At 70.6% G+C, this 19,408-nt stretch carries 18 protein-coding genes; 8 read left to right on the top strand and 10 right to left on the bottom strand.

Annotation, left to right across the window (positions count from 1 at the left end; genetic code table 11):
• Nucleotides 1–51 precede the first annotated feature (51 nt).
• The 3 genes from BM070_RS13925 (at nt 52) to BM070_RS13935 (ending at nt 2,606) form a co-directional block, all read left to right on the top strand.
• A complete protein-coding gene (locus BM070_RS13925; protein WP_092940025.1) occupies nt 52–1,401 on the top strand; it encodes a lysine N(6)-hydroxylase/L-ornithine N(5)-oxygenase family protein in 1,350 nt (449 codons plus the stop codon).
• The gene (locus BM070_RS13930; RefSeq protein ID WP_175518498.1) at nt 1,394–2,179 is read left to right on the top strand and encodes a 4'-phosphopantetheinyl transferase family protein; all 786 of its coding nucleotides are present in this window, start codon (nt 1,394–1,396) and stop codon (nt 2,177–2,179) included. The genes BM070_RS13925 and BM070_RS13930 overlap by 8 nt, the downstream gene beginning before the upstream one ends.
• 247 nt (nt 2,180–2,426) lie before the next feature.
• Nucleotides 2,427–2,606 (top strand): CsbD family protein, encoded by a 180-nt coding sequence (locus tag BM070_RS13935; protein WP_092940027.1) that lies wholly within the window; start codon nt 2,427–2,429, stop codon nt 2,604–2,606.
• A gap of 102 nt (nt 2,607–2,708) precedes the next feature.
• On the opposite strand, the gene BM070_RS13940 is transcribed toward BM070_RS13935, so the two are convergent.
• The 10 genes from BM070_RS13940 to BM070_RS25285 all read right to left on the bottom strand — a co-directional run bounded on the left by BM070_RS13940 (nt 2,709) and on the right by BM070_RS25285 (nt 13,687).
• Entirely contained in the window at nt 2,709–3,908 is a 1,200-nt protein-coding gene (locus BM070_RS13940; RefSeq protein ID WP_092940028.1) for a DUF2252 domain-containing protein, read from the bottom strand.
• 112 nt (nt 3,909–4,020) lie between these two features.
• Nucleotides 4,021–4,569 (bottom strand): Rrf2 family transcriptional regulator, encoded by a 549-nt coding sequence (locus BM070_RS13945; protein ID WP_092940029.1) that lies wholly within the window; start codon nt 4,567–4,569, stop codon nt 4,021–4,023.
• Nucleotides 4,570–4,797: 228 nt separating this feature from the next.
• On the bottom strand, nt 4,798–5,157 hold the full coding sequence (locus tag BM070_RS13950) for a hypothetical protein (RefSeq protein ID WP_139222832.1): 360 nt from the start codon (nt 5,155–5,157) through the stop codon (nt 4,798–4,800).
• Nucleotides 5,158–5,230: 73 nt separating this feature from the next.
• Nucleotides 5,231–5,962: a two-component system response regulator KdpE gene (gene kdpE / locus BM070_RS13955; protein ID WP_092940031.1), complete on the bottom strand. Its 732-nt coding sequence runs from the start codon at nt 5,960–5,962 to the stop codon at nt 5,231–5,233.
• Between the two features lie 32 nt (nt 5,963–5,994).
• Nucleotides 5,995–8,709 (bottom strand): DUF4118 domain-containing protein, encoded by a 2,715-nt coding sequence (locus BM070_RS13960; RefSeq protein ID WP_092940032.1) that lies wholly within the window; start codon nt 8,707–8,709, stop codon nt 5,995–5,997.
• A gap of 170 nt (nt 8,710–8,879) precedes the next feature.
• The gene (gene kdpC, locus BM070_RS13965; RefSeq protein WP_092940033.1) at nt 8,880–9,470 is read right to left on the bottom strand and encodes a potassium-transporting ATPase subunit KdpC; all 591 of its coding nucleotides are present in this window, start codon (nt 9,468–9,470) and stop codon (nt 8,880–8,882) included.
• Nucleotides 9,471–9,486: 16 nt separating this feature from the next.
• Complete coding sequence (gene kdpB / locus BM070_RS13970; protein ID WP_092940034.1) at nt 9,487–11,622, bottom strand: potassium-transporting ATPase subunit KdpB; 2,136 nt, start codon at nt 11,620–11,622, stop codon at nt 9,487–9,489.
• A 28-nt stretch (nt 11,623–11,650) separates the two neighbouring features.
• Nucleotides 11,651–13,459 carry a potassium-transporting ATPase subunit KdpA gene (kdpA, locus tag BM070_RS13975; protein ID WP_092940035.1) on the bottom strand — a complete coding sequence of 603 codons (1,809 nt, stop codon included), beginning with the start codon at nt 13,457–13,459 and terminating at the stop codon, nt 11,651–11,653.
• A 1-nt stretch (nt 13,460) separates the two neighbouring features.
• A complete protein-coding gene (locus BM070_RS13980; protein WP_092940036.1) occupies nt 13,461–13,556 on the bottom strand; it encodes a potassium-transporting ATPase subunit F in 96 nt (31 codons plus the stop codon).
• On the bottom strand, nt 13,553–13,687 hold the full coding sequence (locus tag BM070_RS25285) for a hypothetical protein (protein ID WP_281245421.1): 135 nt from the start codon (nt 13,685–13,687) through the stop codon (nt 13,553–13,555). Before BM070_RS25285 ends, BM070_RS13980 begins: the two co-directional genes overlap by 4 nt.
• A 389-nt stretch (nt 13,688–14,076) precedes the next feature.
• Here BM070_RS25285 and BM070_RS13985 point away from each other — a divergent pair, with 389 nt between their 5' ends.
• The 5 genes from BM070_RS13985 to hutH all read left to right on the top strand — a co-directional run bounded on the left by BM070_RS13985 (nt 14,077) and on the right by hutH (nt 19,395).
• Complete coding sequence (locus BM070_RS13985) at nt 14,077–15,045, top strand: ABC transporter substrate-binding protein (RefSeq protein WP_245785227.1); 969 nt, start codon at nt 14,077–14,079, stop codon at nt 15,043–15,045.
• A 41-nt stretch (nt 15,046–15,086) separates the two neighbouring features.
• Nucleotides 15,087–15,935 (top strand): ABC transporter permease, encoded by an 849-nt coding sequence (locus tag BM070_RS13990; RefSeq protein ID WP_175518499.1) that lies wholly within the window; start codon nt 15,087–15,089, stop codon nt 15,933–15,935.
• 176 nt (nt 15,936–16,111) lie between these two features.
• Nucleotides 16,112–16,891 (top strand): ABC transporter ATP-binding protein, encoded by a 780-nt coding sequence (locus tag BM070_RS14000; RefSeq protein WP_092940039.1) that lies wholly within the window; start codon nt 16,112–16,114, stop codon nt 16,889–16,891.
• Between the two features lie 14 nt (nt 16,892–16,905).
• On the top strand, nt 16,906–17,730 hold the full coding sequence (gene hutC / locus BM070_RS14005; protein ID WP_092940040.1) for a histidine utilization transcriptional repressor HutC: 825 nt from the start codon (nt 16,906–16,908) through the stop codon (nt 17,728–17,730).
• 126 nt (nt 17,731–17,856) lie between these two features.
• Nucleotides 17,857–19,395: a histidine ammonia-lyase gene (gene hutH, locus BM070_RS14010; RefSeq protein ID WP_092940041.1), complete on the top strand. Its 1,539-nt coding sequence runs from the start codon at nt 17,857–17,859 to the stop codon at nt 19,393–19,395.
• Nucleotides 19,396–19,408: the final 13 nt, after the last annotated feature.

Here is a 19,408-nt window from a genome sequence, read left to right on the forward strand (position 1 = left end):
TCTTCATGGCACGTCTTCCATCCTTCAACTTGTTCCAGGAACTGTCATCGCATGCAACCCATTCATGACCTGATCGGCATCGGCTTCGGCCCATCGAACGTGGCGCTGGCCATCGCCCTGGAAGAGCAGCGCGACGCCCACGGCCGGGCCGTGGCGCCGTTCTTCATCGAGCGGCAGCCGGCCTTCGCCTGGCATCCGCACATGCTGCTGGCACAGTCGCACATGCAGATCTCTTTCCTCAAGGATCTGGTCACGCTGCGCCATCCGCGCAGCCGCTTCACCTTTTTGAACTATCTGCACGAGCAGGGGCGGCTGCCGGACTTCATCAACCTGAAGAGCTTCTACCCGAGCCGCCAGGAATTCAACGACTACCTGCGCTGGGCCGCCGGCCATTTCGAAGACCGCTGTGCCTACGGCGAAGACGTGTTCGAGGTGCTGCCCGAGACGGCCGAGGACGGCAGCGTGCAGGCCCTGCGCGTGCGCTCGCGCGATGTGGCCGGGGCCGTGCACGAGCGGCTGGCGCGCAACCTGATCGTGGGCGTGGGCGGCAGTGCGCGCATTCCCGAGGTCTTCCGCGGCCTGCGCGGCGATCCGCGCGTGTTCCATTCCAGCACCTATCTGCGTGATATGGCCGCCTGCGGCGACGCGCGGCGCATCGCGGTGGTGGGCGCGGGGCAGAGCGCGGCCGAGATTTTCATGGATCTGCAGGGCCGCCCGCAGGCGCCCGAGGTGGACTGGGTGATGCGTGCCCGCGCTATCCGCCCCGCGGACGACAGCCCCTTCGTCAACGAAGTGTTCAACGCCCAGTTCACCGACTACATGTTCGGCTGCTCCTGCGCCCAGCGCGAGGCCCTGCTGCGCGAATACGCGCACACCAACTATGCCGTGGCCGACCTGGACCTGATCCAGCAGGTGTTCAAGGTGTTCTACGAACAGCGCGTCGCGGCATCGGAGCGCCTGCGCATGCTGCGCCAGCACGAGGTCACGGCGGCACAAGCCGATGCCTCGGGCATTCATTTCACGCTTCGCGACGGCGCATCGGGCCAGCAGCGGGTGGAGCGCTACGACGCGGCGGTGCTGGCCACCGGCTACGAGCGCGTGGCGCACCGCCAGGTGCTCGCTCCGCTGGCCCGCTATCTGGGCGATTTCACGGTGGACCGGCATTACCGCATCCAGGCGACGCCCGGTTTCAAGCCCGGCATCTTCCTGCAAGGGGCCTGCGAAGACAGCCACGGGCTCAGCGACACACTGCTCTCGGTCACGGCCGTGCGCAGCGGCGAGATCGGCGGCGTCATCGCCGCCTCGCTGCTGGGCGCTGAGGGCCCGCGGCATGCCGCAGCCGGCAGGCGCTCCGGCGCTGGTGGCGCGTCGGAGAGCGAAGAGACCGCCCTCTATGCCTGAGCCGGGCAGGGCCTGCATCGCGGCGCTGCCTGCCTCCGGCGCCATGCCGGAGGGCGTCGTGCTGTGGCTGCTGGCCCTGGACATCGAACGGCCTGCACCCGCGCAGGACTGGAGCGTGCTCTCGCCCGCCGAGGCGGCACATGCCAGGCGCTTTCACCAGGCGGCGGACGTGGTGCGCTCGGTCTGCACGCGGGCGGCATTGCGGCGGCTGCTGGGCGCGCGCATCGGCTTGGCTGCGCGCGATGTTCCGCTGGAGGCCGGGCGCTGGGGGCGTCCAAGGCTTGCTGGCATGCCGCAACTGGACTTCAACGTCTCCCACGCGGGGCAGCATGCGCTGATCGCCCTGGCGGAGGGCGGCTTGTCGGTGGGGGTGGACATCGAGTGCCATGCCGCTGCGGCACCCGCGGTCTGTGGCGGCCCTGAGGCCGGCAGTGCGGAGCGCGGAACTGCGCAGGATGCGCTCGAAGCCCTGGTGATGTCGCAGCGAGAGAAGGCGGCGCCGCACCAGCATGGGCTGGACTTCCTCACGCGGTGGACCGTAAAGGAGGCGGTGCTCAAGTGCCTCGGCCTGGGGGTGGCGCAGCACCTGGGCGCGATCTCGGTCAGTGCGCCGCCACTGGGCGACGGGCTCGACTGCGGAGCGAGAGCGCTGATCGTTCAGCTGGACGCCCCTTTGCACGCGCTGCCCATGCAGGCCTGCGCCTTGCCCGTGCCCGCAGGCTACGCCGCAGCCCTGGCGTGGACGGCAGCTGCCGCAGGCCTTGCTGGGCTGCGCTGATGTGCGGAATGCGTGGACGTGGAGTGCATTGAACAGGCGCTGGCCCTTCGCTGGCGGGACACCCGAGCCATCTGCCGGTTGATCGCTGGCACGCGTTTGCGCCCGTCCCGGCATCCCTGGTGTAGGCGCGTGCCGACTCCAAGCCGGGCTATGCGCTTTCCCGCGCCGCGAGCCCTGCGGCCTACGATGAAGTCCTGATGCAAAGCCAATCCGGCGAGCACACCATCCCACATCGAAAGGGTCAAGAATGAACACCGATCAAATCAAGGGCGCTCTGAAAGATGTCGCAGGCAAGGTCCAGCAAAAGACGGGTGAGCTGATCGACAGCCCCGAGCAGCAGGCCAAGGGTGTCGCCAAGCAAGTCGAAGGCACGGCCCAGAAGAACTACGGCGACGCCAAGGAAAAGATCAAGGACGCCACGAAGTGACGGGCGCCTGGCAGGCCTAGCCCAGGCCGGCCTGCCGATCTCCAGACCATGAAGCCCCGGTGCGAAAGCCCCGGGGCTTTTGTTTTGGTCTGGGCGGGTGCCTCAAAGCTGAAAGGCGCCCTGGTCGTAGGCCGCGTTGTAGAGGGCCGCGTCGCGCGCGTTCTGCGCGGCCATCTCCCTGGATGCGTCCTGCAGCTTGGCCTGCCACTTGCTGCGCCCGGCGTAGTCGATCAGTTCGTCCGCGATGGCCGAGCCCTGGCGGCCCGCGCTGCGCAGATGGCCCCAGGCCGTCAGCTGGCCCATGGAAGACACCACGCCGCGGACGTCCGACAGCCGCAGTCCGCCGCCGTCCAGCGTGACGCGGTCTTCGAGCGGCTGCAGGCCGCGCAGCACGTAGGGCTTGCCCTGCAGCGTGGCGGGCTGCAGGAAGGCCATGGACACGGCCTGCACGCGCCGCTGCACGGCCACCACGCGGTCGGCCTCGGATTCCCACCGCGGCTGCTTGACCTTGAGGTGAGGCACCAGCGAGGAGGGCAGGGCCTGCTTCAGGTCCAGCAGGTAGTTGCCGTCGGGCGAGCCCTTGCCCTCGACCAGGATGACGTAGCGGTCCACGCCCAGGCTGCCCGTGCCGGCGATGCGGCGGGCGACGTCGATCACGCGGTAGAAGTCCGGGTCGTGCTGCGTGGCCGCGAAGCTCTCCATGAAGGCCAGCACGTGCGCGCGCTGGGCGTCCGAGACGGGCAGGGCGCGGCGGCCGTCGGTGCGCAGCTTGCGCTTGCGGCCGCGGGTGGTCGTGCGGCTATCGAGGAAGGCGCTGCGCTGGCGGTCCCGCAGCCCGTCGAGCAGCTTGCGCACCAGCCCGTGGGCCGTCTGCGGCTCGGCCCAGTAGGCCTTGCCGCCGTGCAGGGCCTGCACGTAGGCGGCCAGCAGGGCCGCGCACAGGTCTTCCGTGTCGGCCGCTTCCAGCTGCAGGCTGGGGGCGGCGACGCGCAGGCTGGTCAGCAGGCGGACCAGATCCCAGGTGGCGGGTGCCAGGGCGGCTTCGTCGAAGTCGTTGAGATCGAAATACGCGATCCGGTTCTGGCCCTTGTAGCTACCGAAGTTCTCCAGATGCAGGTCGCCGCAGCACCACACGGGCGGAGCCGACTTGAAGATGCCGCCCTTGGGCAGGCGGGCATAGAAGAGGTGGCAGGCACCGCGCAGGAACACGAACGGATCGCTGCGCATGCGCTGGTACTTGAGCTGCAGCCGCTCGGGATCGCGGCCGGCGTTGTATTGGAGGATTTCCTGTACGACGTCCATGGTGGGAGATGTGCGCTTGCGGGATCGCCATTGTGCGCGCACCCCGAACCATCGAAGCCGGCGGATGCCCGGGCCTGCCCTGGCCGGGCCCGGCCAGGGCCCCGCGAACCTGTCAGGCCGAACCCAGCCGGCCCAGGGCGAACACCGAATTGGGCACGTTGCCCGAGGGCAGCTGGGTGCGCACGGACCTGCGCGATGCGCTGCGCGGGCTGCGGCCGGCCTGCGTCACGTCCCTGACGGCCTGCACGCCCTGCTGTTTGAGCAGGTCGGCCACGGTGATGGACTGCAGGTATTCCTTCACGCGGGAGTGGAAGGACGTCCACAGCTCCTCGGTCATCTCGGCCGAGGGCAGGTCGGTGGCGTCGTCTTCGGGCGCGGAGGCCTTGGTCGGGGGGCGCATCATGAACTTCTCCGACGCGGAGACGATTTCCGCGACGGACAGCTCCTGCGGCGCGCGTGTGAGCGTGTAGCCGCCGCCCGGTCCGCGGATGCTGGTGACCAGGCCGGCGCGCCGCAGGGCGCCGAAGATGTCTTCCAGGTAGGAGAGCGAAATGCCCTGACGGGTGCTGATGCCCGGCAGTGCGACGGGGCCGCCATGGGAACGCAGTGCCAGATCGGTGATGGCAGTGACGGCCATCTTGCCTCGGGTGGTCAGACGCATGGTGAGGGACTCCTTTGAAGAGTTCGGTGCGCGCCCGATGCAGGGGACGAGCCTCCGGCCTGGGGGATCTATCGGCCTGGATGGGCTCGTGCGGGCTGGGCCTTGCGGATCAGCCCCGTGCGGAGCGCGCGGAAAACGAAGGGGAAAAAGACGCGAGGGCCGGCGCACGTCGCCGTGCGCGGCAGGGGATGGCCTGGAGCGGATGCGGCGAGCGAGCGCCGTCCGCGGTCAGGCCGTGAGTGCGGAGCGGGGAGGTTTGCGCGGCGTGGCCGGCGCGTGCGAAGCGGTGCTCGCTTCGGCCCATTGCACGGGCGGATAGCTGGCGCCGGAACGGCGTACCAGGGCCCGCAGCAGATTCACGTCGTCCGGCAGATCGTCGGCGTCGTCAAAGAGTGCGTGGCTGAGTGCGAGGTCTTCCGATTCCGAGCCGTCGCCCGTGCCTGCGGCCTGGGCTAGGGCAGCCTGGGCCTGGGGGGCGGCAGCGTCATCGGTGGCAGCCTGCTGCGCGGCGGCTGCCTTGGCAGAGGCGAGGGCCGTGCCGCCCGCAATGCCATAGGGAATGGGTGCCATCGGTGCGGACTTGCCCACGGCCGACACTCCTACGCAGAGGAAGAAGTGAAGGGTGAAGACCGTGATAAACCACCGTAGCATCGTGGGTAAATTATAGCGAGGGGGTGCCCGCCCCCTCCGGCGGCGCATCCACGACGAGGCGATAGCCTACGCCGGTCTCGGTCAGCAGGTGCTGCGGCTGTGCCGGGTCGGCCTCCAGCTTGCGGCGAAGATGTCCCATGTGGATGCGCAGGTAGTGGCTGCGATCGACGTGGCCGGGGCCCCAGACCTCGGTGAGCAGCTGGCGCTGCGTCATCACCCGGCCGGCGTTGGCGGCCAGCACGGTCAGCATGCGGTATTCGATGGGCGTGAGGTGCACGGGCTGGCCGGCGCGCAGCACGGTGCGGGCGGCGCGGTCGATCTCCACCTCGCCGAAGGCGAAGCGCGGCTGGGCGTCGGCCTGGCCTTCGGCCTGCCGCAGGCGGCGCAGGTTGGCGCGCACCCGGGCCAGCAGCTCGCCGGTGCCGAAGGGCTTGGTCAGGTAGTCGTCGGCGCCGGCATCCAGCGCGGCGATCTTGTCGGCCTCGTCGGCGCGGGCCGACAGCACGATGATGGTGGCGGGCGACCAGGAGCGCGCGTCGCGCAGCAGGTCCAGCCCGTCGCCGTCGGGCAGGCCCAGGTCCAGCACCACCAGGTCGGGCTTGCGCGTGGCGACGGCGGCCAGCCCCGCCTGGACGGTGCCGGCCTCGTGCACCAGCCAGCCTTCGCCTTCCAGCGCGGCACGCACGAAGCGGCGGATCTGGGGCTCGTCCTCGATGACGATCACGGTACGGGGAGATTGCATGGGGCTATTGTCGGGTGATCGTGAACACGTTCTCAGGCGTCCGCGGGCATGTCGGGCGGCTCGCGGCGCGGCAGCGTCAGGTGGAACTGCGCGCCGCCGCCCTGGGCCGCGTCGGCGGTGATCTCGCCGCCGTGCGCCCGGGCGATGGCCTTGCAGATCGCCAGGCCCAGGCCGACGCCGGGGATGGCCGATTCGGCATGGCCGCGCGTGAACTTGTCGAAAGGCGTGCGCTCGGGGCCGCTGAGCGAGGGCGGCAGGCCCGGGCCGTGGTCGCTCACCACCAGGTGCAGCTGGGTGGCGTCGGTCCAGGCGCGCAGCTCGATCGGCGGGGCGCCGTACTTGGCGGCGTTCTCCAGCAGGTTGACCAGCACGCGCTCGATGAGCACGGCGTCGAACTCGACCAGCGGCAGGTCGGCCGGCAGCTGCGTGTGCACGGCCAGGCCGCCCAGCGCCGCCTGGCTGGCGCGGATGGACGAGCCCACCACTTCCTCCACCGATTGCCAGTCGCGCCGCAGCTCGGGCGCGCCGCCGGGTAGGCCGCCGTCCAGCCGTGCCATGTCGAGCAGGTTGGTGACCAGCGCATGCAGTGCACCGGCCTGCGCGACGATGGCCTGCGCCGTCTCGGCATGCCGTTCGGCGGGCTGCCCGGGCAGCGATTCGGCCAGGCCCCGCAGGGCGGTGAGCGGGGTGCGGATGTCGTGCGAGAGCGCGCCCAGCAGGGTGTTGCGCAGGCGTTCGGATTCCATCTCGACCACGGCCTGCTGTGCGATCTCCACGTAGTGCACGCGCTCCAGCGCGATGGCGATCTGGCGGCACAGCGTGTCCAGCTGCTGGGCGTGCTCGGGCACGGCGAGCATGCCCGGCTCGGGCAGGGTGAGCGCCGCCACGCCGCGCACGCGCATGGGCGCGGCCAGCGGCACGTAGCGCCAGGGCTGGGCCGACAGGGTGGCCGTGCCCAGGCCGGCGGGTTCGGCGTGGGCGAAGGCCCATTCGGCCACGCTCACATCCCAGCCCGGGGGCGCGGGCTGGGGCTGGTTCAGTCGGTCGTTGGCATCGGTGCGCATCACCCGCGCCTGGCCGCCGAAGTAGGCGCTGATGGCCTGCTCGCCCAGCTGCACCACCTGCTGGCTCTCCAGAGCGCCCGAGAGTTCGCGGGTCAGGTCGAACAGGGACTGCGTGCGGCGCTCGCGCTCGGCGGCCACGGCGGCGGACGAGCGCAGCCCGGCCGTGAGCTGGCCGATCAGCAGCCCCACGGCCAGCATCACGGCGAAGGTGACGAGGTACTGCGCGTCGCTCACCGCGAAGGAGCTGCGCGGCGGCACGAAGAAATAGTCGAAGGCCATCACGTTGAGCAGCGCGGCCAGCGCCGCGGGCGCACGGCCCCAGCGCAGCGCCACGCCCACCACGCCCAGCAGGAACAGCATGACGATGTTGACCAGGTCCAGCGTGTCGTCGAGCGGCTGCGTGGCCATGGTGAGCGCCATGCTGACCAGGGTGGCCCAGAGAAAGCCTGCGGCTTCGGGCCGCCGCCGGGCCGCGGCGGCGGACGCGATGGCCGCCGCAGTGCGCGGCAGGGCGCGGTTCTGGGGGGCGGGGGCGACCTGCACGATGTCCACCCACGGCACCCGCCGGGCCAGCTGCGCCTGCAGGCGGGCGCCGGCCCAGCGCCGCCGCCAGGCCGGCGCGCCGCTGCTGCCGCGCCCCAGCACCAGGGTGGCGCAGTTGAGCCGGCCGGCCTGTTCGGCCAGCCCGTCGGCCACGCTGGGCGCGGTATGCACGGCGGTTTCCGCGCCCATGCCCTGGGCTAGCTGCAGCGTGGCCAGGGCCTGTTCGCGCTGGGCGGCGGGCAGGCGGCGCTGCGGCGTTTCCACATGGATGGCATGCCAGCGCACGTTGAGCTGGCCGGCCAGCCGGGCGGCGGTGCGCACCGTCTGCGCGGCGGCGGGCTGGCCGCCCACGGCCACCAGCAGCGCGCCCGAGGTGTTCCAGGCCTGCGCCGTGCCGCTGCTGCCCGAATGCTCCACCCGCCAGTCGCGCATGTCGTCTTCCACATGCTCGGCGGTGCGGCGCAGGGCGATCTCGCGCAGCGCGATCAGGTTGCCGGTGCGAAAGAAGTTGCGTGCCGCCTGCTGGGCCTGGGCGGGCAGATAGACCTTGCCGGCTTTCAGACGGGCCTGCAGCTCGTTGGGGGTGACGTCCACCAGCACCACCTCGGCCGCGTCGTCCAGCACTGCGTCGGGCACGGTCTCGTGCACGCGGATGCCGGTGATGGTGCCCACCGTGCCGTTGAGGCTTTCCAGGTGCTGCACGTTCAGGGCGGTCCACACGTCGATGCCGGCGGCGAGCAGCTCCTGCACGTCCTGCCAGCGCTTGGCGTGGCGCGAGCCGGGCGCGTTGGAATGGGCCAGCTCGTCCACCAGCAGCACCTGGGGGCGGGCGGCGAGGGCGCCGTCCAGATCCAGCTCGTGCAAGACGCGCCCCCGGTAGGGCACGGCGCGCAGCGGCAGCACGGGCAGGCCATCGAGCAGCGCGGCGGTCTCGGCGCGGCCGTGGGTTTCGATCACGCCGATGCGCACGTCGCGGCCGGCCTGGCGCTCGCGCTGGGCGGCGCTCAGCATGGACCAGGTCTTGCCCACGCCGGCATTGGCGCCGAAGTAGATGCGCAGCCGGCCCGGCCGGTCCTCGTCGGATTCGGCGCGCAGCTGGGCGATCAGTGCATCGGGGTCGGGGCGTTCCAGTTCGGGCATGGGGCGTGATGATGGCTCGGAGCCGGGTGACGATAGCTCAAGGGGGCGCAGCGAGGGGGAAGGCTTAGGCGGGTGGGCCGCAACGCCGCGTGCCGCCCGCCCGCTCCGCTGCCCTTCGGGGCGGAGCGCATGCGGGCGGCAGCCCCGTCAGGCGAAGGCGATCAAGGCGCTCAAGGCGTACGCGGCGTGCCCAGGGCCAGGTTCAGCGCCAGCACGTTCACGCGCGGCTCGCCCAGCAGGCCCCAGAGCGGTGCCTCGGTGTTCTTGTCGATCAGGGTCTGCACGGTGGCTTCGGGCAGGCCGCGCAGGCGCGCCACGCGGGCGGCCTGGTAGCGGGCGGCGGCCGGGCTGATGTGCGGGTCCAGGCCGCTGGCCGAGGCGGTGACCAGATCGACCGGCACGGGCGCGGTGTTGCCCGGGTCGGCTTCGCGCAGGGCCTGCACGCGGGCCTGCACGGCGTCGGCGAGGGCCGGGTTCAGCGGGCCCAGGTTGGAGCCGCCCGAGGCGGCGCCGTTGTAGGGCATGGGCGCGGTGGCAGAGGGCCGGCTCCAGAAGTTGCGCGGGTCGGAGAACGGCTGGCCGATGAGCGCGGAGCCCACGGCCTGGCCGCCTTGCTCCAGCAGGCTGCCCTGCGCCTGCCACGGAAAGAGCGCCTGGGCGGCGCCGGTGACGGCGGCGGGGTAGAGCAGGCCGGTGAGGGCGCTGAGGCAGGCCAGCAGCACCAGGGCCGGGCGCAGGAGGGTGTTGAACATCGAGGTCATGATGGTTTGAGTCCTTTCAGGCAAGGCCGGCTGCCACCAGCAGCAGGTCGATCAGCTTGATGCCGATGAACGGCACCACGAGGCCGCCCAGGCCGTAGATGGCCAGGTTGCGGCGCAGCAGCGCGGCGGCGCCCACGGGGCGGTAGCGCACGCCCTTGAGGGCCAGAGGGATCAGGAACACGATCACCAGCGCGTTGAAGATCACCGCCGACAGGATGGCCGACGAGGGGCTGGCCAGCCGCATGAGGTTGAGCGCGTCGAGCTGCGGATAGGTCGCGGCGAAGAGCGCCGGCACGATGGCGAAGTACTTGGCCACGTCGTTGGCGATGGAGAAGGTGGTGAGCGAGCCGCGCGTCATCAGCAGCGCCTTGCCGGTTTCCACCACCTCCAGCAGCTTGGTGGGGTTGGAGTCCAGGTCCACCATGTTGGCGGCTTCCTTGGCGGCCTGCGTGCCGCTGCCCATGGCGACGGCCACGTCGGCCTGGGCCAGCGCGGGGGCGTCGTTGGTGCCGTCGCCGGTCATGGCGACGAGGTGGCCTTCGGCCTGGTACTTGCGGATGCGGGCGAGCTTGTCCTCGGGCGTGGCCTCGGCGAGGAAGTCATCCACGCCGGCCTCGGCGGCGATGGCGGCGGCGGTGAGCCGGTTGTCGCCGGTGATCATCACCGTTTGGATGCCCATGCGGCGCAGCTCGGCGAAGCGCTCGCGGATGCCGGTCTTGACCACGTCCTTGAGCTCGACGATGCCCAGCACGCGGGCGCCTTCGGCCACGGCCAGCGGCGTGCTGCCGCGCCGGGCCACGTCGTCGGCTGCGGCGCGCACGGCGGCGGGCACCTGGCCGCCCAGGGCCTCGACATGGCGGCACACGGCCTGCACGGCACCCTTGCGCACGGGGGTGGGGGCCCCATCGGCGGACTGCGCGGGCAGGTCGATGCCGCTCATGCGCGTCTGCGCGGTGAAGGGCACGAACACGGCGCCTTCGGGCGCATCGGCCCGCACGCCGCCCTGGTGGGCCAGGGTGACGATGCTGCGGCCCTCGGGCGTTTCGTCGGAGAGGGATGCCAGCAGCGCGGCGCGGGCCAGCGCGGCGCTGTCGCAGCCCGGCGCGGGCACGAAGGCGCTGGCCTGGCGGTTGCCGTGGGTGATGGTGCCGGTCTTGTCCAGCAGCAGCACGTCCACGTCGCCGGCGGCCTCGACGGCGCGGCCCGAGGTGGCGATCACGTTGGCCTGCATCATGCGGCTCATGCCGGCCACGCCCACGGCCGACAGCAGCCCGCCGATGGTGGTCGGGATCAGGCAGACCAGCAGCGCGATCAGCGAGGCCAGCGGCACGGCGCCGCCGGCGCCCGCGGCATGCACGCTGAAGAGCGAGAAGGGCAGCAGCGTGGCGGTGACCACCAGGAAGACGATGGTCAGCGCCACCAGCAGGATGGTGAGCGCGATCTCGTTGGGCGTCTTCTGCCGGCGTGCGGCCTCGACCATGCTGATCATGCGGTCGAGGAAGGACTCGCCCGGGTTCACGGCGATGCGCACCACCAGCCAGTCCGACAGCACGCGGGTGCCGCCCGTGACGGCGGAGAAGTCGCCGCCCGATTCACGCACCACGGGGGCCGATTCGCCGGTGATGGCGCTTTCGTCCACCGAGGCCACGCCGTCCAGCACCTCGCCGTCCAGCGGGATCACGTCGCCGGTCTCCACCATCACCACGTCGCCGCGGCGCAGGTCGCTGGCCTGCGCGGGCAGCCAGCTGCGGTCTGCCGAGGGCCAGTTGGCGGACTTGAGCTTCTTGGCCCAGGTGTCCTTGCGCAGGCCCTTGAGCGATGCGGCCTGGGCCTTGCTGCGGCCTTCGGCCAGCGCCTCGGCGAAGTTGGCGAAGAGCACCGTGAACCACAGGCCCAGCGCCACGGCCAGGATGAAGTTCGGCGACAGGCCGCTGGCCTGGGCCGCGGCCGGCGCTGCCAGGGCCTGGGCCCAGAGCAGCGTGGTCATGATGCTGCCGACGTAGACGACGAACATCACCGGGTTGCGCCACTGCGCCGCGGGGTTCAGCTTGGCGAAGGCGCCGCGCAGGGCCGGGGCCAGCAGCGCCGAGTCCATCAGCGAGCGCGTGGAGGAAGAGGGCACCGACGGTGCCTGGGAAGAAGGGGTTTGCATGGTTGTCTTTCCGTGGGGCGGCTGCGGCTCAGTGGGCGGGCCAGAGCATCAGGTGTTCGACCATCGGCCCCAGAGCCAGCGATGGCACGTAGTTCAGCAGGCCCACCAGCAGCACGACGGCCACCAGCAGCGCCACGAAGAGCGGGCCGTGCGTGGGCAGGGTGCCGCCGGTGACGGGCAGCCGCTGCTTGGCCGCCAGCGAGCCGGCGATGGCCAGCACCGGCACGATCATCCCGAAGCGGCCCAGCCACATCGCCAGGCCCAGCAGCGTGTTGTAGAAGGGCGTGTTGGCCGACAGGCCCGCGAAGGCGCTGCCGTTGTTGTTGGCCGCCGAGGTCAGGGCGTAGAGCACTTCGGAGAAGCCGTGCGGTCCGGGGTTGGCGATGCCGGCGGTGCCCGCACCCACGCTCACGGCCACGGCCGTGCCCAGCAGCACCACGATGGGCGTGATCAGGATGGCCAGCGAGACGAGCTTCATCTCGCGCACCTCGATCTTCTTGCCCAGGTATTCCGGCGTGCGGCCGATCATCAGCCCGGCGATGAACACGGCCAGGATGGCGAACACCAGCATGCCGTAGAGCCCGCTGCCCACGCCGCCGAAGACCACTTCGCCCAGCTGCATCAGCACCATGGGCACCAGGCCGCCCAGCGGGGTGAGCGAATCGTGCATGGCCGTGACGGCGCCGCACGAAGCGGCCGTGGTGATGGCGGTGAAGAGGGCGGTGGCGTCGATGCCGAAGCGCACTTCCTTGCCTTCCATGTTGCCGCCGCTCGACCAGGCGCTCGCCGCCTGGTCCACTCCCAGCTTGCCCAGCAGCGGGTTGCCGGCCTGCTCGGCCGCCGTGAGGGCGACCACCGCCGCCACGAACAGCACCGTCATGGCCGCCAGCAGCGCCCAGCCCTGGCGCTCGTCGCCCACCAGGCGGCCGAACGTGAGGCACAGCGCCGCCGGGATCAGGAAGATCGCCAGCATCTGCACGAAGTTGGTCAGCGCCGTGGGGTTCTCGTAGGGGTGGGCCGAGTTGGCGTTGAAGAAGCCCCCGCCGTTGGTGCCCAGCATCTTGATCGCCTCCTGCGAGGCGACCGGGCCCATCGACAGCGTCTGCTGGTGCGTCTGGGCGCTGTCGGTCACCGGGGCGCCCTTGGCGTCCAGCACCGGCTGGCCTGCGGTGTCCAGGCGCGGCGCCTGGTAGGTGGTGGTTTCCAGCGTGGTCACCACGGCGTCGGGCTTGAAGTTCTGGATCACGCCCTGGCCCGCGAACAGCAGGGCGATGGCGAAGGACAGGGGCGCCAGCACCCAGAGGGTGATGCGCGTCACGTCGGCCCAGAAGTTGCCCACCAGGCCCTGGCTGTCCGCCCGGCGGCCGGCAAAGGCGCGCGTGAGGGCGAAGGCCACGGCGATGCCGGTGGCGGCCGAGAGGAAGTTCTGCACCGTCAGGCCCAGCATCTGCGTGAGATGGCTCATGGTGGACTCGCCCGCGTAGCCTTGCCAGTTGGTGTTGCTCACGAAGCTCACCGCCGTGTTGAACGCCGAATCGGGCGCCACGGCGGGCATGTTCATGGGGTTGAGCGGCAGGCGGTTCTGCAGGCGCTGCAGGCCGTAGAGCAGCAGCGTGCCCGCGCCGTTGAAGGCCAGCAGGCAGAGCGCGTAGCGCTGCCAGGGCATGCCCGCATCGGGCTGCACGCCGGCCAGGCGGTAGAGGGGGGCTTCGATGCGCTGCAGCAGGCGCGGCAGGCGGCCGGCGCAGATCGCGGCCAGCGCGCGCGACAGCGGCCAGGCCAGCACCACCAGCGCGGCGAGGAACGAGGCCAGCAGGCCCCAGGCGGAGGCGTCCATCTCAGAACTCCTCGGCGCAGATCAGCGCGAAGACCAGATAGGCGAAGAGCAGCACGGCCACCATGCCGGCCAGCCCGTAGAGCACGTCGGTATTCATTGCGCGCCCTCCTTGTTGTGCGGCCATGCGGCGCGGTGCAGCCACAGCGCGGCTTCGGCCGTCGCCACCCACAGCACCGCGATCGCGGCGATCCAGAGCCAGTCCATCGAATCACTCCCGTTGTCAGACATGGCGGCGATTCTGGAAATTCGGGTGCAAAGACGGTGCAGAGACTGCCGGGCGGGGTGTATAGAAAGCGTAAAGATCGGCGTTTGCTCTGCTTTTCGTAGCGCATTGCGCAGGTGGCGCAAGGGCTGCGGCCGCAAAAAGGCCTAGGGGCCCGGCGTGCGCCGGGCCGGGCGCGCCGTCATTCCGCGCAGATGCCTATACAGGTTGGCCCATCTCTTGCGTGTCCGCGGGCAGGCCGCGCCGCGATGCACCCCTTCGGTGCCTCGTGTGCAGGTGCGGTGGCCGGGTTTTGCGGGGCGCTTGCGCGTTTACCCTGTATAGACAGGAGGGCGCGGCGCGCATCATTCCGGCGCACGGAGTTTCCCCACATTCATGAACGAGGAGCAGTCAGATGGACCGAAAGATGGGTTGCAAGGTGGCGTCGCTGGTGGCGGCAGGGGCGTGCCTGCTGGGCGCTGCCACGGCGGCGCAGGCCGAGGACACGAAGATCGCGCTGGGCATGTCGGGCTGGACGGGCTTCGCGCCGCTGACGCTGGCCGACAAGGCCGGCATCTTCAAGAAGAACGGCCTGGACGTGGAGCTGAAGATGATCCCGCAGAAGGACCGCCACCTGGCGCTGGCCTCCAAGGCCATCCAGTGCGCCGCGACCACCGTGGAAACGCACGTGGCCTGGAACACCAATGGCGTGCCCATCGTGCAGATCTTCCAGATGGACAAGTCCTACGGCGCCGACGGCCTCGCGGTGCGCAATGACATCAAGAGCTTTGCCGACCTCAAGGGCAAGACCGTCGCCGTGAGCGCGCCGGGCACGGCGCCGTACTTCGGCCTGGCCTGGATGCTCTCCAAGAACGGCATGAGCCTCAAGGACGTGAAGACCGTCTCGCTGGAGCCGCAGCCCGCAGCCCAGTCCTTCGTCGCCGGCCAGAACGATGCGGCCATGACCTATGAGCCCTATCTCTCCACCATCCGCGCCAACCCGCAGGCCGGCAAGATCCTGGCCACGACCATCGACTACCCCATGGTGATGGACACCGTGGGCTGCGCCCCCGACTGGCTCAAGGCCCACCCCAAGGCCGCCCAGGCGCTCGCGCAGTCGTACTTCGAGGCGCTGGACATGATCAAGGCCGACCCGGCCAAGGCCAACGAGATCATGGGCGCTGCCGTCAAGCAGACGGGCGAGGCCTTCGCCAAGTCGTCCGCCTACCTGCGCTGGCAGGACAAGGCCGCCAACCAGAAGTTCTTCGCGGGCGAGCTGCAGCAGTTCATGAAGGATGCCGGCGCCATCCTGCTGGAGGCCGGCGTGGTGCGCAAGCAGCCCGAGAACTTCGGCGCCATGTACGACGACAGCTTCATCAAGTGAGCTGAGATGGATTGCCGAGCCCTGCCGTGGAGACCCGCCCGATGAGCCGAACGATGGGCGCCATGCCCGCCGATACCCCCGCCGCGCCGCCGGCGGCCCCGCTGCGCCGCCGCGCGCTGCGCCCGCTGGAGCCCGTGGGCCGCCACGCGCGCTGGCTGCTGGGCGCGGCGTTCTTCCTGCTGTTCGTCGCCGTGTGGTCGGTGGCCACGCTGGGCGGCTACGTGTCGCCGACCTTCCTCGCCAGCCCCGTCACCATGGTGCAGGAAGGCTGGCTGCTGTTCACGCAGTTCGGCTTCCTGAACGACATCGGCATGACGGTGTGGCGCGTGCTGGGCGGCTTCATCCTGGCCGCCATCGTGGCCGTGCCGCTGGGCATCGCCATGGGCGCGCACAAGGGCGTGGAGGCCTTCCTGGAGCCCTTCGTCTCGTTCTGCCGCTACCTGCCGGCTTCGGCCTTCATCCCGCTGCTCATCCTCTGGGCGGGCCTGGGCGAGCTGCAGAAGCTGCTGGTGATCTTCATCGGCTCGGTGTTCCAGATCATCCTGATGGTGGCCGTCATCGTCGGCAACGCCCGCAAGGATCTGGTCGAGGCCGCCTACACGCTGGGCGCCACGCCCACCGGCATCGTGCGCCGCGTGCTCATTCCCGGCGCGGCGCCCGACATCGCCGAGACGCTGCGGCTGGTGCTGGGCTGGGCCTGGACCTACGTGATCGTGGCCGAGCTGATCGGCTCATCGTCCGGCATCGGCCACATGATCACCGACAGCCAGGCCTTGCTGAACACCGGGCAGATCATCTTCGGGATCATCGTCATCGGCCTGATCGGGCTGGTGTCGGACTTCCTCTTCAAGGCGATCAACCGCCGCCTCTTCGCCTGGAGCACCATCTGAAATGAAGCAACACCCCCCTGAGGCCCTGCGGGCCTTCCCCCCGCTCTCGCCTTGCTGCGCAAGGCGGGCAGGGAGACGCAGCCCTCGCTGCGGGGCGGCCCTTGCTCGGCTGCCCGCGCGTGGGATGTGCCAGTTGCGTGGGCCGTGGATGGCGCACGGCGCCATGGAGAACCGAGATGAGTGAGCTGATGATCCAGGGTGTCTCGCGCACCTTCACCTCGGCCAAGGGGCCGGCCACGCAGGCCCTGCTGCCGGTCGATTTCCACGTGGCCGACAACGACTTCGTCACCATCCTGGGCCCGTCGGGCTGCGGCAAATCGACCATGCTGCGCATCGTGGCGGGGCTGGACCGGCCCACCAGCGGCCGCGTGCTGCTCGACGGCCGGCCGGTCGAGGGCCCGGGCGCCGACCGGGGCATGGTGTTCCAGAGCTACACGCTGTTCCCCTGGCTCACCATCGAGCAGAACATCCGCTTCGGCCTGCGCGAGCGGGGCATGCCGGAGGCGCAGCAGAAGGAGCGCGCCGCGTACTTCATCGCCAAGGTGGGGCTGCGCGGCTTCGAGCAGCACTTTCCCAAGCAGCTCTCCGGCGGCATGCAGCAGCGCACGGCCATCGCCCGCGCGCTGGCCAACGACCCGAAGATCCTGCTCATGGACGAGCCCTTCGGCGCGCTCGACAACCAGACCCGCGTGCTGATGCAGGAGCTGCTGCTGGGCATCTGGGAGGCCGAGCGCAAGACCGTGATGTTCGTCACCCACGACATCGACGAGGCCATCTTCATGGCCAGCCGCGTGGCGGTGTTCAGCGCCCGGCCCGGGCGCATCAAGACCGAGATCGCGGTCGATCTGCCGCATCCGCGCCACTACACGCTCAAGACCTCGCCCGAGTTCATGGCGCTCAAGGCCCGGCTGACCGAGGAGATCCGCGCCGAGTCGCTGGCGGCCGAGGCGCATTGATACAGTCCCGCGCCATGACGACGCCGACCCCCACCCGCAAGCGAGCAGCCCCGAGAAGCGCCACCCCCCGCGCGAAAGCCGGCGCTGCCGAACCCGCAGCGCCCCCCGCCGCCGAACCCGCGCTGGCGCTCTACCAGCAGATCAAGGACCACATCGCCCGCCGCATCCAGGACGGCTCCTGGCGCGCGGGCGACCGCCTGCCGTCCGAGAACGAGCTGGTGCAGCAGTTCGGCATGTCGCGCATGACGGTGAACCGCGCGCTGCGCGAGCTGGTGGAGCAGGGCCGCATCGTGCGCGTGGCGGGCGTGGGCAGCTTCGTGGCCGAGGTCAAGCCGCAGTCCACCCTGCTGCAGATCGCCAACCTGGCCAGCGAGATCCGCCAGCGCGGCCACGACTACCGCTGCGACGTGCTGACGGTGGAGCGTGTGGCCGCGCCGCTGGACATCGCCGCCGCGCTGGACCTGCGCACGGGCGAGTCGGTGTTCCATGCCGTCTGCGTGCACCGCGAAGACGGCGTGCCGGTGCAGCTGGAAGACCGCTACGTGAATCCGCGCATGGTGCCGCAGTTCGGCGCGCAGGACTTCACCCAGCTGCAGCCCTCCGAATACCTGGTGCGCAACGTGCCGTTCGACCAGATGGAGCATGTCGTCGATGCCGTGCTGCCCACGGCCGAGCAGGCCCGCCTGCTCGACATGGCGCCGGCCGATCCCTGCCTGCTGCTCACGCGCCGCACCTGGTCGCGCGGCGTGCCGGTCACGCTGGTGCGCTGCCTGCATCCGGGCGCGCGCTACCGGCTGGGCAGCCGCATCCGGTCCGACGGGCAGGCGGTGGTGGGGTAGCGGGGCGATGAAAATTGCTGTCAACCTGTCTATACAAGTTGGCGGCTTCGTGATCCAATCCGGGCATCGGGTGGCTGTAGGGCCGCTTTATTTTTCTCGATCTACTTGTCTATACAGGATGAACCGATGACAGCTGCAACCACCTTCACGCTTTGCCCCGGCCAGGTCTCCCTGGCCCAGCTGCGCACCATCGCCGCCGGCGGCGTGCGGCTGGTGCTGGATGCCTCCGCCCTGGCCGGCATGCAGGCCGCCCAGGCCACCGTGGACCGCATCGTGGCCGAGGACCAGGTGGTCTATGGCATCAACACCGGCTTCGGCAAGCTCGCGAGCACGAAGATCGCCCACGACCGGCTGGCCGAGCTGCAGCGCAACCTCGTGCTCTCGCACAGCGTGGGCACGGGCGATCCGCTGCCGGACGACGTGGTGCGCATGGTGCTGGCCACCAAGGCCGTGAGCCTGGCGCGCGGCCATTCGGGCGTGCGCCCGGCGCTGGTGGATGCGCTGCTGGCGCTGGCCAATGCCGACGTGCTGCCGGTCATTCCCGCCAAGGGCTCGGTGGGCGCGTCGGGCGATCTGGCGCCGCTCGCGCACCTGGCCTGCGTGCTGATCGGGGAGGGCGCGGCCAAGGTGGGCGGCCAGGTCGTCTCCGGCCGCGAGGCCATGGCCGCCATCGGGCTCGAACCCTTCGTACTCGGCCCCAAGGAGGGCCTGGCGCTGCTCAACGGCACGCAGGTCTCCACCGCGCTGGCGCTGGCGGGCCTGTTCGCTGCCGAGAGCGTGTTCGCGGCCGGGCTGGTGTCGGGCTGCCTCACGCTCGAAGCCATCAAGGGCTCGGTCAAGCCCTTCGATGCGCGCATCCACGAAGCGCGGGGACAGGCCGGCCAGATCGCCGTGGCTGCGGCGGTGCGCGCGCTGCTGGAAGGCAGCGCCATCGACCCTTCCCACCCGAACTGCGGCCGCGTGCAGGACCCGTATTCCATCCGCTGCGTGCCCCAGGTCATGGGCGCCTGCCTGGACAACCTGGCGCATGCCGCCCGCGTGCTGCGCATCGAGGCCAATGCCGCCTCGGACAACCCGCTGGTCTTCACCGACACGGGCGAGGTGATTTCCGGCGGCAACTTCCACGCCGAGCCGGTCGCCTTCGCGGCGGACATCATCGCGCTGGCGCTGTCGGAGATCGGCGCTATCTCGGAGCGCCGCCTCGCGCTGCTGCTGGATACGGGCCTTTCCGGCCTGCCGGCCTTCCTGATCCGCGACAGCGGCGTCAATTCCGGTTTCATGATCGCCCAGGTCACGGCCGCGGCCCTGGCCGCCGAGAACCAGTGCTTGGCCCACCCCAGCAGCGTGACCAGCCTGCCCACCTCGGCCAACCAGGAAGACCACGTCTCCATGGCCACCTACGCCGCCCGCCGCCTGCTGGACATGGCGCGCAACACGGCCGTGATCGTCGGCATCGAGGCCATGGCCGCCGCGCAGGGCATGGAGTTCGACCGCAGCCTCAAGTCCTCGCCGCTGATCGAAGGCCAGTTCGCCGCCATCCGCGAGCGCGTGGCCTTCCTGGAGCAGGACCGCTACCTCGCGCCCGACATCGAGGCCGTGCGCCTCTGGGCCAGCACATCGGCCTGGCCCGCGCCGCTCGCGGCCTGCCTGCCCAGCTTCCAGTAAGCCACCCGACCCC

The sequence above is a fragment of the Paracidovorax wautersii genome, assembly GCF_900113035.1.
GTDB classification, from domain to species: Bacteria; Pseudomonadota; Gammaproteobacteria; order Burkholderiales; family Burkholderiaceae_C; genus Paracidovorax; species Paracidovorax wautersii.

Excerpts from the sequence above, each read along its gene's own strand:
- BM070_RS13930 (WP_175518498.1), top strand. The coding sequence starts at position 1,394 with ATGCCTGAGCCGGGCAGGGCCTGCATCGCGGCGCTGCCTGCCTCCGGC.
- BM070_RS25285 (WP_281245421.1), bottom strand. The coding sequence starts at position 13,687 with ATGTCTGACAACGGGAGTGATTCGATGGACTGGCTCTGGATCGCCGCG.
- BM070_RS13960 (WP_092940032.1), bottom strand. The coding sequence starts at position 8,709 with ATGCCCGAACTGGAACGCCCCGACCCCGATGCACTGATCGCCCAGCTG.
- BM070_RS13940 (WP_092940028.1), bottom strand. The coding sequence starts at position 3,908 with ATGGACGTCGTACAGGAAATCCTCCAATACAACGCCGGCCGCGATCCC.
- BM070_RS13925 (WP_092940025.1), top strand. The coding sequence starts at position 52 with ATGCAACCCATTCATGACCTGATCGGCATCGGCTTCGGCCCATCGAAC.
- kdpC (WP_092940033.1), bottom strand. The coding sequence starts at position 9,470 with ATGACCTCGATGTTCAACACCCTCCTGCGCCCGGCCCTGGTGCTGCTG.
- kdpE (WP_092940031.1), bottom strand. The coding sequence starts at position 5,962 with ATGCAATCTCCCCGTACCGTGATCGTCATCGAGGACGAGCCCCAGATC.
- BM070_RS13990 (WP_175518499.1), top strand. The coding sequence starts at position 15,087 with ATGAGCCGAACGATGGGCGCCATGCCCGCCGATACCCCCGCCGCGCCG.
- kdpB (WP_092940034.1), bottom strand. The coding sequence starts at position 11,622 with ATGCAAACCCCTTCTTCCCAGGCACCGTCGGTGCCCTCTTCCTCCACG.
- kdpA (WP_092940035.1), bottom strand. The coding sequence starts at position 13,459 with ATGGACGCCTCCGCCTGGGGCCTGCTGGCCTCGTTCCTCGCCGCGCTG.
- BM070_RS13935 (WP_092940027.1), top strand. The coding sequence starts at position 2,427 with ATGAACACCGATCAAATCAAGGGCGCTCTGAAAGATGTCGCAGGCAAG.
- BM070_RS13980 (WP_092940036.1), bottom strand. The coding sequence starts at position 13,556 with ATGAATACCGACGTGCTCTACGGGCTGGCCGGCATGGTGGCCGTGCTG.
- BM070_RS13945 (WP_092940029.1), bottom strand. The coding sequence starts at position 4,569 with ATGCGTCTGACCACCCGAGGCAAGATGGCCGTCACTGCCATCACCGAT.
- hutC (WP_092940040.1), top strand. The coding sequence starts at position 16,906 with ATGACGACGCCGACCCCCACCCGCAAGCGAGCAGCCCCGAGAAGCGCC.
- BM070_RS14000 (WP_092940039.1), top strand. The coding sequence starts at position 16,112 with ATGAGTGAGCTGATGATCCAGGGTGTCTCGCGCACCTTCACCTCGGCC.
- hutH (WP_092940041.1), top strand. The coding sequence starts at position 17,857 with ATGACAGCTGCAACCACCTTCACGCTTTGCCCCGGCCAGGTCTCCCTG.
- BM070_RS13985 (WP_245785227.1), top strand. The coding sequence starts at position 14,077 with ATGGACCGAAAGATGGGTTGCAAGGTGGCGTCGCTGGTGGCGGCAGGG.